Raw genomic sequence first — 14,636 nt, forward strand, 5'->3', positions numbered from 1 at the left:
TCACGTCCACAACTAATTAGTCGAGCGCTACTTTAAAGGGTGCGTCCGTGACCTCGCGGATGGACTCCTCGGTTTCGCCCTCGGCGACCTCGATAAGCGTCAGGCCCTCCAGCTCGTCCACGGTGAATACGGCACGGTCGGTGATAATCAGATCCACGCAGCGCGCGCCGGTCAACGGCAGCTGGCACTCCGCCAGAATCTTGGAATCGCCGTGCTTTGATACGTGCTGCATCATCACCACGATGCGCTTGGCGCCGTGCACCAAGTCCATGGCACCGCCCATGCCCTTGACCATCTTGCCGGGGATCATCCAGTTGGCCAAGTCACCGAACTGGGATACCTCCATGGCTCCGAGCACCGCGACGTCAATGGCGCGGGAGCGGATCATGGCAAAGGACTCGGACGAGGAGAAGAAGGATGCACCTGGGGCTTCGGTAATGGTTTCTTTACCGGCATTGATGAGCTCCGGATCCACCTTGTCCTCTTCAGGGTAGGCACCAACGCCTAAGATTCCGTTCTCAGAGTGCAGGACCACCTCGCGGCCCTCTGGCAGGTAGCCCGGGATGAGCGTCGGCATGCCGATGCCCAGGTTGACGTAGTCACCATTGTCCAGTTCTTGTGCGGCGCGGGCCGCCATTTCTTCGCGTGACCAGGTCATTACTTGCTCACCGTCCTGAATTCGATTCCGGTTTCTTGTTTGCCCACTTCCACTACGCGGTCCACGTAGATTCCGGGCACATCCACCTCTGCGGGCGGAACTGCTTCAACCAGCTGTTCTGCTTGCACGATGGTGATATCGGCGGACTTGGCCGCATCGGGGTTGAAGTTCTGGGCGGTCTTATTAAAGGCAAGGTTGCCAAAGCGGTCCGCGCGGGCGGCATGGACGAAGGCGAAGTCCGGGGTAAGGGCTTCTTCCATGACGTAGAGCTCGCCGTTGAACTCGCGGGTTTCCTTCGGTGCGGAGGTCTCCGCGATGGTGCCGTCGGGGTTGTAGCGGGTGGGGATATCGCCATCGGCAAGCGGCGTGCCCACGCCAGCCTTGGTGTAGAAGGCCGGAATGCCCGCGCCGCCGGCGCGCATGCGCTCTGCCAGGGTGCCCTGCGGGGTAAATTCGACGGTAAGCTCGCCCTCGAGGTACTGGCGCGCGTATTCCTTATTGGTTCCCAGGTAGGAACCAATGGAGCGGGCGATGCGGTGATCCTTGAGCAGCAGGCCCAGGCCGAAATCGTCCGTACCGAGGTTATTGGAAATGATGGTGAGCTCGCTCGCGCCCTGGGAGCGCAGCGCGGCAATGAGCTGCGCTGGGATACCCACAAGGCCGAATCCGCCCACCGCGATGGAGGAACCGTCCGGGATATCCGCGACGGCCTCCTCTACTGAGGCTATGACTTTATTCAACATGGGCCTTAGACTACGTGCGGTTCACAGACAGCACAAGGGTTCAGAATGCGAACATAATCGGGTACACTTAAGAGACCTGGGCCACTTAACCCTAAAAATACCTTGGAGGACACACCGTGGCAGATACCCCCGTAGTGCAATCTCTAGCCCGCGGACTCAATGTCATTCACTCGTTTAATGGCGAACGACCGCGGCAGACATTGGCCCAGGTTGCCGAGGTCACAGGCCTAGCACGCGCCACCGCCCGCCGCTTTCTACACACGCTTGTCGCAGAAGGTTATGCCCGCACCGATGGCTCAGTTTTTTGGCTCACCCCGCGCGTTTTGGAACTAGGCTACTCCTACCTATCGAGCTTGGGACTGCCGGATATTTCCCAGCCCCATTTGAGGGAGTTATCCACCAAACTCGATGAGTCCTGCTCCGTCAGCGTGCTCGACCGCGACACCGTTGTCTATATCGCGCGCGCCGCAGCACACCGCATCATGTCCACCAATATCACCATCGGTACCCGCTTCCCAGCGCACGCCACATCCATGGGCCAGGTGCTACTCGCTGACTTAACGCCGGCGGAGCTGGATGAGTTTTTCGCCACCACCGCCCCGCTCGAACAGGTCACCCCGCATACCCTGGTATCCCAGGACGCGCTGCGGGCCCGGCTCGGCGAGGTGCGGCGGCGCGGCTGGGTCATCGTGGACCAAGAGCTTGAAATCGGCCTGCGCTCCATCGCCGTTCCCATCCGGGATCGCACCGGGCGCGCTGTGGCGGCCATCAACATTTCCACCCAGACCTCCGTGTATTCCACCCAAGATCTCACCGCGCAGATCCTCCCAGAGCTTCTCACTACGTGCGCGGCCATTTCCCACGATCTCACTACCACCGAAATTTCCTAAGGAGAATCCATGAATACCCAAGACGTTGTCCTGTGCTACCCCAAGCGCACCCCAGTCGGTCGCTACGGAGGCGCGCTCAAATCCGTCCCCGTCCAAGATCTGGCCAGCCTGGTGGTTTCCACCATCGTGGAAGAATCCGGCATCGACCCAAACGTCATCGATGACATTATCCTCGGCCAAGCTTCCCCCAACGGTGCTGCACCGGCCCTCGGCCGCGTCGCCGCACTCGATGCTGGCCTGCCCGTCTCCGTTACCGGCATGCAGCTCGACCGTCGCTGCGGCTCCGGCCTGCAAGCCATCGTGACCGCCGCCGCGCACGTCGCCACAGGCGCGGCCGAGGTGGTCATCGCAGGCGGCGCCGAATCCATGTCGCGCACCGAGTACACCGTGGACGGCGATATTCGCTGGGGCGCGAAGGGCGGAAACATGGTCTTTCGCGATCGCCTCCAAGAGGCCCGCGAAACCGCCGGTGGCAAAAACCACCCCATCCCCAGCGGCATGATCGAAACCGCCGAGAACCTCCGCCGCGAGCGTTCCCTGTCGCGCGAGGACCAAGACGAGCTTGCGGTGCGCTCCCACCACAACGCCGCCCGCGCGCAGGAGCAGGCGCTTTTCGATGCCGAAATCGTCCCCGTCTCCGTCCCCCAGCGCAAGGGGGATCCCATCATCGTGGACAAGGATGAGCACGTGCGCGCCGATTCCAGCGTGGAAAAGCTATCCAAGCTGCGCCCGGTAATGGGCAAGCAGGATGACGAGGCCACGGTGACCGCAGGTAACGCCTCCGGCCAAAACGACGGCGCCGCCGCCGTACTCGTTACCACCCGCGAAAAGGCCGACGAGCTTGGTCTCGAGCCGATGGTGGTATTGAAGGGCTGGGCGCTTGCCGGCGTGGAACCAGAGCGCATGGGCATCGCACCGGTTGAGGCAACCCGCAAGGTCATGGACCGCCTCGATCTCACCTTCGATGACCTCGACCTCATCGAGCTCAATGAGGCATTTGCCGCCCAAGCCCTCGCGGTACTAGATCAGTGGGGGATCTCGCCCGAAGACCCCCGCTTCAACCCCAACGGATCCGGCATCTCACTGGGTCACCCGGTGGGCGCGACCGGTGCCCGCATCGTGGTTACCGCCGCACACCACCTGCGCCGCACCGGCGGCAAGCGCGCGCTAGTTACCATGTGCATCGGCGGCGGCCAGGGCCTTGCCGCCATCGTTGAGGCGGTCTAGCCTCCACAAGCGCTATTCGCTGCTGCCGTAATCCCCCACCGGGCGCTGCACCAAGGCGCCATCCGCGTTGGGCTCGCCCGCCGCGATGCTGGCAGTAACCAGCGCGGCTAGGGCCACGGCCGAAGCCGCAGCTGAGGCCATCGCCGAGTCCCTACCTGCCCGCATGGAATACTTCATTTCCTTAACGTAGCGCGAATGAAGGTTAGGGGAAAGGAAAAAGAGAATAAGGGGTAGATGAGGGGTGCGGTGGATAACCCGACAACGACACCGCACTTCGCTGTAAGCTGGAGTGGAACTTTGCTCGCATGATTTTAAGGGGACTTAGTCAATAATGATCCAATTCGTCTTTGGCGCCGCCGCAGGGTACGTATTTGGCACCAAGGCGGGCCGCAAGCGCTACCACCAGATGAAAAGCGCCTACCAAAAGACCGTCAACTCCCCCGCCACCAAGTCCGCGGTGCGCTCCGCGCGCAAGATGGTAGCCAACCGCCTGGATCCAGAGCCACGCATGCGCGAAATCCACGACCTTTCTGAAAAGCGCCGTGGAAAAGGAAAAATTCGGGGCGCCCAAACTCCGCAAGCCGATCGCATCTATGAGCCGGATGAGGACTAAAGCTCTTCCGCGCTAACCCCCTCCCCGCGCAGCACCTGAACTAGCGTCCGAGTGCCTGCCCGGGGATTTTATATCCCCGGGGTGCCGCGAAAGGCGCGGTCATTGAGCTCGCGGCGGGCCTGTTCCAAGGCAATCAAGTCCGCGAACAGGGAGTTATAACCGGCCTCATCATCGGTAGGCCGCATCCGGCCCAATTGGGCTTTCAGCTGCGCAATCTGATCGCCCACGACGGTTTCCTGCAGCCGCGAGAGCACGGAATCCGCATACTTTTCTGCGCCCACGTCCGTGGGCAAGATGGCCTCAACTGCCAACTCGGAAACGAAATTCCTCCCCGTCAGATCCTGCATTTCCCCGGCAACGGCGGCAATCCAATCCACCCCGGACATGGTGGCACCCTTTTCTGCCCCGCCCACGGCGGAAATCGCTTGGCGGACGATGCGATAGGCGTCGTTGGTATAGGCATCGGCAGTAATGCCATCAAAGTACGAGCCAACGACCTCCGGCATCTGCAAGGCCAACTTTAGCGCCTCCCGCTGCGGCCACAGATGGGTCTCCTTCGGGCTGGGCGGATGGATCATGGGCACATCCTGCTGCGCCGGCTGCGGCTGTGCATTATCAAAGCGGCGTATCGTAGGCTTATCCGCCTTCTTCGGCTTCTTCGCCTCCGCGCGTACTTGGCGCAGCACTTCTTCCGGATCATTCCAGCCCACCCAGCCAGCAAGCCGACGAGCGTATTCGCGCTGCAAGGGCTGGTCCCGGATTTGCGCGACGATGGGCACCGCCCGCCGCAAAGCCTGCAAGCGACCCTCAGCCGTATCGATCCGGAAATCCGCAATAACGGACTGAATGACGAACTCGAACATGGGGATGCGGTCTGCCACCAGATCGCGCACCGCGGCATCGCCTTTTTCCAGGCGCAGATCGCACGGGTCCATGCCGTCTGGGGCCACGGACACGAAAGATTGACCGGTGAATTTCTGCTCGCCTTCAAAGGCACGCATCGCGGCCTTCTGCCCCGCCTCATCACCATCGAAGGTATAGATGAGCTCGCCGTGGAAATAGGAATCATCCAGCATGAGCCGGCGCAGCACCTGCAAGTGTTCACCACCAAAGGCGGTACCGCACGAGGCCACGGCAGTTTTAATGCCCGCCGCGTACATGGCCATCACATCCGTATAGCCTTCCACCACCACAGCCTGGTGGCCTTCTGCGATATTGCGCTTGGCCAAATCCAGCCCGAAGAGCACCTTAGACTTGTGATAAAGCATGGTCTCGGGAGTATTCATGTACTTGCCCAGCTTGTCATCATCAAAGAGCTTGCGCGCACCAAAACCAATAACGTTGCCGGAAAGATCCTTAATGGGCCACAACAAGCGGCGGTGAAAACGGTCAATGGGACCGCGCTTGCCCATCTTGGAAATGCCGGCTGCCTCTAGTTCTTCAAAGGAAAAGCCCATGCGCAACAGGTGCTTTGTGGCGGTGTCCCAACCTTCCGGAGCGTACCCGCACTCGAAATCATAAATAACCTCGCGGCTAAACCCGCGGTCCAGCAAAAAATTGCGCGCCGTTGCCGCCTCTGGGGTTTCCAGCTGCTTCCGGTAGAACTCGTGCACCGCCTTATTCGCCGCGATGAGCCGCTGCCTCGTACCCGGCTTCTCGTTGCGAGCACCGGTCGAGCCGCCCTGATAGTTGATGTGGTAGCCAATCTTCTGCGCCACGGCTTCCACGGCCTCCGGGAAAGAGACCTGTTCCATTTCCATTAGGAAGCTGAATACATCGCCGCCTTTACCGGTGGAAAAGCAGTGATAATAACCGCGCTGCGGGCGGACGTGGAAGGATGGCGTCTTTTCATCCTTGAAAGGGCTCAGGCCTTTCAAAGAATCGTGCCCGGCAGGTTTGAGCTGCACGTATTCGCCCACGATTTCTTCTAAAGGCGCGCGTTCACGGATAGCTTGGATATCACTGTCCGGAATTCTGCCCTTTGCCATGGCTACAGACTACCCCGCCCATATATCGGATGCTTAACTGCCAAAGCCAGGATGGTCGCATTGGACCGTGCCGGTTAGCAAGTACACAGAATCACCGTGATTTACCCACATGTGGGGCGGCCTCTCCCCGGGTATTCCCACCCCCGGGACGGGGCAATTTTGGATATTGCTCTTGACGCGGTGGACGTTTATGTTTTCGAGATAGTTCCTGCAACAATAGGGAGCATGTCCAAGTCCAAAGCGTCTAAGAAATCGCTTCCAGTGGCCCTTGGTGGACTCGCCATCGTCGCAGGCGCTAGCTACTTCGGCTTCGACCTCGGCGGTGATGAGGATGCAACGTCGACGGATGAGACCTGCGCAATTTCTTCTCTTCCCAGCGAGGTCGAAGAAACCGCGGACGATATTCTCGCCGGCGGCCCTTATGCCTACCCCGACAATGACAATTCCCATTTTGGCAATTATGAAGGCGTCCTCCCCCAGCAGGCGCAGGACTACTACCGCGAGTACACGGTAGAAACCCCTGGCAGTAACCATCGCGGTTCGAGGCGCATCGTCACCGGCGGCGGCACCGAAACCGACCCCGATGTGTGGTACTACACCGACGACCATTACCAAACATTCTGTTCTATCCCGGACGCAGAGGATTAATAGTGCACCGCATTTTAATTACGGAACCCATCCGTACCCGTACGGATTTCTTCAACGCCTTAGGCCGCACCCACGGCTGCGTGGATTGTGGCCCGCGCAGCCTAGAGGATCTAGCTAAATTCCTGCGCGAGAATGAGGTCTCCACCATCGTGGCTGCCAACATGGAAATGGAATTGGATGACTTCGCGGCCATCGCCGCCGTAGTCCAGGATGAAGGCGTTAGGCTCGCCCGCTAATAGCTAGTCCGCGGATGCTGGAGCTCTGAGGATGCTGGCACTCCGCAGATGCTGACATTCCGCGATGCTATAGGTCCTCTGCTATAACTGAGCATTGCGCGCCCTCAGATATGACTTTTCCGCCTCAAAAATAGCAGCGGAGGCTGCACTTTTAGAGAAATACCGCGGCCAAGCCCCTCAAAAAGGGCAACCAAGCCTGCATAGCTACTAGTCCAAGAACCCCGAAAGGTCAGCGCTGCGCCGGGCCAGCCGCTCCAGGCGGGATTCGGTCATGGAGGCGATCTGGTCGATGATGGCGCGGTCGCGGGCGGCATCAGTATCGGCCTGCTCCCACCACAGGCGGAAGGTGGCATCGAGCGAACCGGGCGCACCTGCGACGAGGTAGTCGTAGACGCGGTAGATGCGCTCGCGCTGGCGGTCTTGGCGGGCTAGATGCGCTGGTTCATCCATCACGTAAAGCACGGCAATCGTTTTTAAGAGCTTAACCTCTGCCTGCGCCAAGGGCGGAACGCGGAGGTCACCGTGCATGCGGCCGAGCGTATTGGCGCTGATGAGTTCGGCATTCGCCTCCGAGGTCGCGCCAATAGTGACACCCACATAGCGTCCCACCAGCTCAGAGGTCATCTTTTTCAGCTTGGCATAATCGCGCAGGGTGTAGTCGAAATTGCCAAGGGCGTTGATGACATCGAGGTTGCGCAGGCTATCGGCGGCTTCCAAGAGTTCATCGGCGGTTCCGCCAAAGGCCTCGGCGCCCTTTTCTGCAAGGTGGGCCAGCTCCACCAAATCCCACAACACGTTCAAGGAAATGCGCTGGGAGATGATGCCGTCTTCCACGTCATGCACGGAATAGGCAATATCATCGGACCAGTCCATGACCTGGGCCTCGATGCACTTTCGCTTATCGCTATGGCCTTCGCGCAGCCACGCTAAAAGGTCCGCGTCCTCATCATAAGCGCCGTATTTGCGGTTGATGGTGCCATCCGGATTGGTCTTGGTCCAAGGATATTTGCACGCGCCATCGAGCGCGGCGCGGGTGAGGTTGAGGCCAAAGCTGTGGGCGGTGCCATCGGCGTCCTCGACTAGGACTTTGGGCTCGAGGCGAGTCAGGATGCGCAGGGTTTGCGCATTTCCCTCGAAACCGCCTTGAGCAACCTCATTGAGCGCATTTTCGCCATTGTGCCCATAGGGCGGGTGGCCGATATCGTGGGTGAGCCCCGCCATGTCACAGAGATCCGGATCGAGACCGAGGCCGGCGCCGATGCCGCGGGCAATCTGGCCAACCTCGAGCGAGTGGGTAAGCCGGGTGCGCGGGGTATCGCCATCACGTGGGCCTACGACCTGGGTTTTATCCGCCAATCGCCGCAGCGCAGCCGAGTGCAAGACGCGGGCGCGGTCGCGGGAGAATACCCCGCGGTGTTCTTCGATATCGCTAATCGTGGATCCCTTGGGCCGTTCTTCGGCCAGCCGGGCAAAATCAGCTGCAGCATAAGAGTAAGACACGGCGTTTTAGTCTATTCCCCCTGCGTGCGGTCTGCGTCTTTATTTTGCATCGTTTCGTGCCGCAGCTTCTGATTCGGCCGCAGCATCAGCTCGATGCGGTACAGGCGCCTTTTCCAGGCACGCGCGCACTGGGGAGAAACGATGCTGGCGAGCCCAATATAAAACAGCCCGCCGCATTCGTGCGCGAGGTAGCGCCACCAGGGCTTGGAAAAGCGCCGGGCGGGATAATAAGGCGTGCCCGAAACCGAGGCATTGAGCCCTTCCTGCTTGGCGATGACCCACGTGCGCAACCTGTGCAAGGGATCGGTGACGATGATGGCATCGGCAAGGCCGTGGGCATCGATAACCGCAGCTAAGGACTCACGCGTGTCGAGGCCTTCCTCCACGGCGGATACCTGCAGCTCAGGGAAGTGCTCGCGCAGGTAATCGCGCGCGACCCCGGCCTCGGTAACCCGATCCCCGGGCAGCTGGCCGCCGACGGTTATGACGGGCAGGCCGCGGGAGGTGGCCAGCTCCCCGGCATGGCGCAGACGCCCGGCCAGGATGCGGGAGGGGCGGCCATCGTATTGCGCGGTGCCTAAAACAACGACGTATTTCACAATGCTTCCCACCCTACTGCCTGCAGAGGAGGTTCTCCGGATTGGGCGTTCGGGCAGGTAGAGTTGTGGGCATGAATCTTAGTGCACGAATCGGCCGCGCTACCATCGCGGCATTTTTGCTCGGCTGCACCTCCATTGGCGCAGGCCAGGCCTTAGCCGCGGAGACCACTACCATCGCCCAAGCCGCGGATACGGCGGCGGTGACGGATAGGGTAAACGATGAGGCAGGGGTCTTAAGCACCGAGGAAATTAGGGAGATCAATGAGAAGATCACCCAGCTACAAAAAGACCAGTCGCTCATCATCTTCGTTGTCTTCGCAAACGATCTTGGCGGTGACCCAGAAAGCGTTGCCCGGAGTATCGTCAACGAAAAAGGGCCGAATTCCGCGGCCTATGTCGTTGGCGTCAATGAGCGCCAGGTGGGCGTGCAGGCCGGCAATCAATGGCCCGAGGGTCGCCTGGATCAGATGTACGATGCCGCCTATAGCAAGCTCTCCGCAGAGGAATACGGCGCTTCTGCGATCGCGCTTGCCGATGCTGCCCTTGGTAACTCCAGCTCCTCCGATTCCTCCGGCATAGCCTGGTTGGGCGGTGGCGCCGCCGCCATCGTCGCTGCAGGCGGTGGCATCTGGTACTACTCGCGCCGCAATACAAAGAAGAATCAGGCAAAGACCTTAGAGTCCGCCCGCGAGATTGCGCCAGAAGATACCGATCAATTAAACCGGCTACCGCTGGAAACCCTGGATAAGTTGGCCCAGGAAGAATTGGTCTCCACGGATGAATCCATCCGCCGCGGTAAAGAAGAGCTCAATATCGCCCTGTCTGAATTCGGGCCGGAGCGCACCCGCCCGTTTACCAAGGCGATGAATCATTCCACCTCTACCTTGCAAAAGGCCTTCAAGATTCGCCAGCGCCTCGATGATGCGGTGCCAGAATCCCAAGCCGAGCGACGGCAGATGCTGGTAGAAATCGTCTCTACCTGCGGCCAAGCCGATGACGCACTGGATAGCCAGGCAGAAGAGTTTGCCCGGATGCGAGACCTGCTGCTGCAAAGCGACTCCAAGTTGGACGAGCTCACCCAGCGCACCGTCGGTCTACGCACTCGCCTGCCGGGCGCCGAAGGTACCCTGAAAAAGCTCCAAGAGGACTATTCCGCAGAGGTCCTATCCTCCATTGCGGATAACCCAGAATTGGCCAGCGCTTCCCTTGATGAGGCGGAAAAGCTCCTGGACCAAGCCCGCAAGGTGCAGGGCCAGCCGGCTGGGAAGCAGGGTTCACTCGTGGGCCTTATCCGCGATATCGAGCACGCCACGGAGGTTACCGATAGGCTCCTGACCGGTGTGGAACACGCCGAGGAGAATATCTCCTCCGCGCGCCGCAATTTGGGCGCGCTCATCACTGAGGTCGAGGGCGAAATCGAGGAAGCCCGAGAGCTGGAGCGCCAGGGCAAATCCCAGGGCACCCAGGCGGATTGGGATGCCCTCGAGGAGCTGCTTGAGCGCGCCTCTGCCGCGATCACTGACGCCAAGCAACAGGGCGATACGGATCCCTTGGGCCAGCACACCGCCCTTATGAGCATCGATACCGAGCTTGATGAGCGCCTCGACCGCGTGCGGGAAAAGACCTCCACCCACGCGCGCCAGCTCGAGCTTTTCCACCAGCAAATGTCGGTGGCAGAATCCAATATTCAGGCCGCCGAGGATCTCATTTCCTCGCGCGGGCGCATCGTTGGTTCCGGCGCCCGCACCGCGCTTGCCGATGCCAAGCGTCTCCACGCCCAAGCCCTGCATACCCAGCGCAGCGATATCCGCGGCGCGCTGCAATCCTCCCGCGAAGCCGTTGCCGCAGCACAGACCGCCCTGCAGCGGGCCAAGGATGATTCCGATGAGTACCGCCGCCAGCAACAACGCCAGCAGACGAGTTCCACGGCCGGCAATATCATCACCGGTATGGTCCTAGGCCAAATATTGGGCGGCGGTGGCCGCGGCTTCGGCGGTGGTTTCAGCGGAGGCGGCGGCAGCTTCGGTGGCGGCGGCGGAGGATTCTCCGGCGGCGGTGGCGGAGGCGGCTTCCGCGGCGGCTCCTTCTAAGCCCGGCTCAGAAGGCCTGCTTTGTTTGCGCCTAGCCGCGCACGATGCGCGGTGCGGCATCGACAAGCAGGCAGCTATAGCTCAGCACTACCGCATCCATGTCCGGAAGGCCATTGTTATCAGAGGCCGCTACTTCTAGGCCGCTCCCCCGCGGGTTAAGGCGGGCAACTTCGGAGCCCTCCGCGCCACCATCTTCGGCAAGGGCCAGTATGCGGCGCTGCTTGCCAAAGATGGCGGAGCGCTCTAAAAGGTAGTGGGCGTCTCCGCAGGTCGCGCGCAGGCGCGTGACGGTCAATCCCGCCTGCGAGACTTCACAATGCTTTGCGGCGCCGGAATCCGCGCTGCGGCTGGCACGCGGCCGGGCCCGCAGGAAGAAACGCGGGGAGGCGGTTGCACCGTCTAGCGAGGTCTCCACATCAAAAAGCACATCCGGCTGTGTGGGATCCCCAGAGATTGCGCCGGCAATGGTCAGTACCCCGTCTCGCACCCAGGCGATGTCGGTACCGCGTACGTCGCGCAGAGTAGTACCTGTCCACTGCCACGGCATCGTTCCCGCCATTAGAAGATGAACACCGCCAGCAGGGCGACGATGGAGGCTAACACCAACGTGACGATCCATACCCACGCGGAATTTTTGGTGTTCTTTTCCAAAATCGCGCGGGTAAACCAACTCAGACCGGCGATCTCGGCGGTGCTTAAGCCTTTCGCATCGTCTTCGAATTCCAAGATGGCCTTGCGCACGCCAGAATTCTTGGCGGAAAACTGTGCCACCTTGTTGTCATCGACGTCATCGATGATCCAATCGCCGCTATTTTCATTGACGTAATGAAAGGTGCGGCCATTGAGCGAGGCCTCCAGCCGCTTATCGCGTCCGAGGCGGCCGGCGAGGCGGTAGACGGAGCCATCGTCAAGCGTGGCCGAAGCGCCCAGATCGCTGACCTCGACGCGCCAAAAGTTGCCGTCTACCTCGGCGGAATGCTCCGCAAAGACGCCTAGGCGCTCCGGCCCCTCCTCAACGAGGAGGACGGGCTTTTCGCGGTCGGAGCGATCCCAGCTGGTGTAGTGCATCTGCTTAGCATCCAATCAGGCGCGCGGCGAGGTAGGACTCAAGATCCTCAATCTTTACGCGCTCTTGCTCCATGGTGTCGCGCTCGCGCACGGTCACGGCGTTATCCTCGAGCGAATCGAAGTCGAAGGTGACGCAGAATGGCGTACCAACCTCGTCTTGGCGGCGGTAACGGCGGCCGATGGCGCCGGAGACGTCAAAGTCCACGTTCCAGTAAGCGCGCAGCTTATCCGCGAGCTCGCGGGCCGGGGTGGAAAGCTCTTCCTTCTTGGACAATGGCAGGACGGCGACCTTGATGGGCGCCAAGCGGCGGTCCAGGCGCAGAACCACGCGCTTGTCGGTGCCGCCCTTAGCGTTCGGGGCCTCTTCCTCGTCGTAGGCATCTACCAAGAAGGCCATCATGGAACGGCCCAAGCCGGCGGCCGGCTCGATGACGTACGGAATCCAGCGCTCGTCATTAGCCTGGTCATAGTAGGACAGGTCCTCGCCAGAGCCCTTGTCGTGAACGGAGAGGTCATAGTCGGTGCGGTTGGCCACACCTTCCAGCTCGCCCCACTTGGAGCCCTTGAAGCCGAAGGCGTATTCCACATCCACGGTGCGCTTGGAGTAGTGCGAGAGCTTTTCCTTTGGGTGCTCGTACAGGCGCAGGTTTTCTTCCTTGATGCCCAGGTCGGTGTACCACTTGTAGCGGTCATCGATCCAGTACTGGTGCCACTCTTCGTCCTCGCCTGGCTTGACGAAGAACTCCATCTCCATCTGCTCGAACTCGCGGGTGCGGAAGATGAAGTTACCCGGGGTGATCTCATTGCGGAAGGACTTACCAATATTGGCAATGCCAAATGGCGGCTTCATGCGCGAGGAGGTCATCACGTTCTTGAAGTTGATGAAGATGCCCTGTGCGGTCTCGGGACGCAGGTAGTGCAGGCCCTGCTCGTCATCGACTGGCCCCAGGAAGGTCTTCAGCAGGCCAGAAAAGGCCTTCGGCTCGGTCCAGTCACCTGGCTGGCCGGTTTCCGGGTCATTGATATCCGCTAGGCCGTTTTCTGGCTCGTGGCCGTGCTTTTCCTCGTAGGCCTCGATCAGGTGGTCGGCGCGGTAGCGCTTACCTGTGTGGCGGGATTCCACCAGGGGATCAGTAAAGACCTCCACGTGGCCGGAGGAGACCCACACCTGGCGCGGCTGGATGACGGAGGTATCCACACCCACGACATCGGGGCGGGATTGGACCATGTGGCGCCACCACTGACGCTTGATGTTTTCCTTCAACTCCACACCAAGAGGACCATAGTCCCATGCGGAGCGGGAACCGCCGTAAATCTCACCCGCCTGGTAGACCAAGCCGCGGCGTTTACACAGATTAACAACGGTATCGATAAGGGATGCCATGGTTGTAAAGGACTCCTCTGGTAGGGGACAGTCGTGACAATCTCATTCAGTTTAACCCTTATCCCCCATCAGTAGTGGGATCAGGGGGTGTAAATTTAATTCGGTTAATGTACAGGTAATGACCAACTTGAGGTAATATAGTAGTGGTCGCCAGATAATAGATACCGTATTGAAGGTGCCCACTCCCTATGACGACCGTTCAATTAGCATTTAATAACTCTGCGGCCGCAAGCGTTATCGCGGCCCTCGATTCTCCGCTGCGCATTTCCATTATTACCCGGCTGGCGGAACGCGACCACTACGTGCACGAGCTAGTAAAAGCCACCGGCAAGTCCCAGCCGCTGATTAGCCAGCACCTGCGGGTACTTAAGCAGGCAGGGATTGTCAGCTCTGAGCGCAATGGCCGCGAGGTGACCTATTCCCTAGTTGCGCCGGAGGTTTTAACCCTTTTGGAAGACGCCGCGAAAATCGCCTCTTAATCACTAGTCTGCATATAAAGACGATTTATTATAGCGCTTGTTGAAAAAGAGTTGATAATATGAATGGCATGTCCATTCATGAGAGTATCCCCAAGCTCGGCTCGCGCAATACTAAACAGCGCACCGCGGTGGTCGAGGTCCTGCGGGACATCGACAAGTTCGCCTCCGCCAAGGAAATTTATCACCAGCTCCAAGAGCGGCAGGAAAAGGTCGGCCTCACCACCGTCTACCGCACCCTGCAGTCTCTTTCTGATATTGATGCCGTAGATGCGCTACACATGCCCAATGGCGAGACCCTGTACCGCCATTGCGAAACCGACGCGCACCACCACCACCTGGTATGCACCAAATGCGGCCGCACCGAAGAAATCGATGGCGGCCCCATTGAAAAGTGGGCTTCGGCCGTAGCCGCCGAATACAACTTCGAACTTACCGGCCACGACGCAGAGATCTTCGGCGTGTGCTCGCAGTGCGCCGCCGCGCAGTAATCACGCGCGCTGTTTTAATCCCCCT

Annotated in this window: 17 protein-coding genes; 8 read left to right on the forward strand and 9 right to left on the reverse strand. The window is 60.2% G+C overall.

The genetic code is table 11. The features are described 5' to 3' along the window. Window positions 1-16: 16 nt before the first annotated feature. Both CACC_RS08620 and CACC_RS08625 read right to left on the reverse strand, forming a co-directional pair. Window positions 17-658, reverse strand: a complete 642-nt coding sequence (locus CACC_RS08620) for a 3-oxoacid CoA-transferase subunit B (RefSeq protein WP_005278126.1) — start codon at window positions 656-658, stop codon at window positions 17-19. After that, the gene (locus tag CACC_RS08625; RefSeq protein WP_005278125.1) at window positions 658-1,401 is read right to left on the reverse strand and encodes a CoA transferase subunit A; all 744 of its coding nucleotides are present in this window, start codon (window positions 1,399-1,401) and stop codon (window positions 658-660) included. The genes CACC_RS08620 and CACC_RS08625 overlap by 1 nt, the downstream gene beginning before the upstream one ends. 116 nt (window positions 1,402-1,517) lie before the next feature. Here CACC_RS08625 and CACC_RS08630 point away from each other — a divergent pair, with 116 nt between their 5' ends. Both CACC_RS08630 and CACC_RS08635 read left to right on the forward strand, forming a co-directional pair. Next, window positions 1,518-2,291 carry an IclR family transcriptional regulator domain-containing protein gene (locus CACC_RS08630; RefSeq protein WP_005278124.1) on the forward strand — a complete coding sequence of 258 codons (774 nt, stop codon included), beginning with the start codon at window positions 1,518-1,520 and terminating at the stop codon, window positions 2,289-2,291. A 9-nt stretch (window positions 2,292-2,300) separates the two neighbouring features. Further along, window positions 2,301-3,518, forward strand: coding sequence for an acetyl-CoA C-acetyltransferase (locus CACC_RS08635; RefSeq protein ID WP_005278123.1), 1,218 nt, complete (start codon window positions 2,301-2,303; stop codon window positions 3,516-3,518). Window positions 3,519-3,530: 12 nt separating this feature from the next. Here CACC_RS08635 and CACC_RS08640 read toward each other — a convergent pair whose 3' ends face one another. Next, on the reverse strand, window positions 3,531-3,695 hold the full coding sequence (locus CACC_RS08640; protein ID WP_005278122.1) for a hypothetical protein: 165 nt from the start codon (window positions 3,693-3,695) through the stop codon (window positions 3,531-3,533). A gap of 154 nt (window positions 3,696-3,849) precedes the next feature. Between CACC_RS08640 and CACC_RS08645 the strand changes: the two genes are divergently transcribed. Continuing rightward, window positions 3,850-4,131, forward strand: a complete 282-nt coding sequence (locus CACC_RS08645; RefSeq protein WP_005278121.1) for a hypothetical protein — start codon at window positions 3,850-3,852, stop codon at window positions 4,129-4,131. 68 nt (window positions 4,132-4,199) lie between these two features. Here the strand turns inward: CACC_RS08645 and dnaG are convergent, their stop codons facing one another. After that, the gene (gene dnaG, locus CACC_RS08650; protein ID WP_005278115.1) at window positions 4,200-6,119 is read right to left on the reverse strand and encodes a DNA primase; all 1,920 of its coding nucleotides are present in this window, start codon (window positions 6,117-6,119) and stop codon (window positions 4,200-4,202) included. Window positions 6,120-6,344: 225 nt separating this feature from the next. Between dnaG and CACC_RS08655 the strand changes: the two genes are divergently transcribed. Further along, window positions 6,345-6,767 carry a guanyl-specific ribonuclease gene (locus CACC_RS08655; protein WP_035108420.1) on the forward strand — a complete coding sequence of 141 codons (423 nt, stop codon included), beginning with the start codon at window positions 6,345-6,347 and terminating at the stop codon, window positions 6,765-6,767. A 2-nt stretch (window positions 6,768-6,769) separates the two neighbouring features. After that, a complete protein-coding gene (locus CACC_RS08660) occupies window positions 6,770-7,003 on the forward strand; it encodes a hypothetical protein (protein WP_005278112.1) in 234 nt (77 codons plus the stop codon). A gap of 207 nt (window positions 7,004-7,210) precedes the next feature. Here the strand turns inward: CACC_RS08660 and CACC_RS08665 are convergent, their stop codons facing one another. After that, window positions 7,211-8,503, reverse strand: a complete 1,293-nt coding sequence (locus CACC_RS08665; protein ID WP_005278111.1) for a deoxyguanosinetriphosphate triphosphohydrolase — start codon at window positions 8,501-8,503, stop codon at window positions 7,211-7,213. Window positions 8,504-8,514: 11 nt separating this feature from the next. Continuing rightward, the gene (locus CACC_RS08670; protein WP_023017144.1) at window positions 8,515-9,102 is read right to left on the reverse strand and encodes a YdcF family protein; all 588 of its coding nucleotides are present in this window, start codon (window positions 9,100-9,102) and stop codon (window positions 8,515-8,517) included. Between the two features lie 71 nt (window positions 9,103-9,173). On the opposite strand from CACC_RS08670, the gene CACC_RS08675 reads away from it, so the two are divergent. Further along, entirely contained in the window at window positions 9,174-11,192 is a 2,019-nt protein-coding gene (locus tag CACC_RS08675; protein WP_035108419.1) for a TPM domain-containing protein, read from the forward strand. A 31-nt stretch (window positions 11,193-11,223) separates the two neighbouring features. On the opposite strand, the gene CACC_RS08680 is transcribed toward CACC_RS08675, so the two are convergent. From CACC_RS08680 to CACC_RS08690, 3 genes are read right to left on the reverse strand one after another with little or no spacing between them, the layout of a single operon-like run. Then, window positions 11,224-11,739 (reverse strand): hypothetical protein, encoded by a 516-nt coding sequence (locus CACC_RS08680; RefSeq protein ID WP_035108417.1) that lies wholly within the window; start codon window positions 11,737-11,739, stop codon window positions 11,224-11,226. An 11-nt stretch (window positions 11,740-11,750) separates the two neighbouring features. Beyond that, window positions 11,751-12,260, reverse strand: coding sequence for a hypothetical protein (locus CACC_RS08685; protein ID WP_005278107.1), 510 nt, complete (start codon window positions 12,258-12,260; stop codon window positions 11,751-11,753). 4 nt (window positions 12,261-12,264) lie between these two features. Further along, complete coding sequence (locus tag CACC_RS08690; RefSeq protein ID WP_005278106.1) at window positions 12,265-13,644, reverse strand: glycine--tRNA ligase; 1,380 nt, start codon at window positions 13,642-13,644, stop codon at window positions 12,265-12,267. Window positions 13,645-13,832: 188 nt separating this feature from the next. On the opposite strand from CACC_RS08690, the gene CACC_RS08695 reads away from it, so the two are divergent. Together CACC_RS08695 and CACC_RS08700 are read left to right on the forward strand one after the other, a co-directional pair. Continuing rightward, window positions 13,833-14,123: an ArsR/SmtB family transcription factor gene (locus CACC_RS08695; protein ID WP_005278104.1), complete on the forward strand. Its 291-nt coding sequence runs from the start codon at window positions 13,833-13,835 to the stop codon at window positions 14,121-14,123. 68 nt (window positions 14,124-14,191) lie between these two features. Further along, window positions 14,192-14,611: a Fur family transcriptional regulator gene (locus tag CACC_RS08700; protein WP_034658244.1), complete on the forward strand. Its 420-nt coding sequence runs from the start codon at window positions 14,192-14,194 to the stop codon at window positions 14,609-14,611. Window positions 14,612-14,636 lie beyond the last annotated feature (25 nt).

This window comes from Corynebacterium accolens, from assembly GCF_023520795.1.
Classification (GTDB): domain Bacteria; phylum Actinomycetota; class Actinomycetes; order Mycobacteriales; family Mycobacteriaceae; genus Corynebacterium; species Corynebacterium accolens.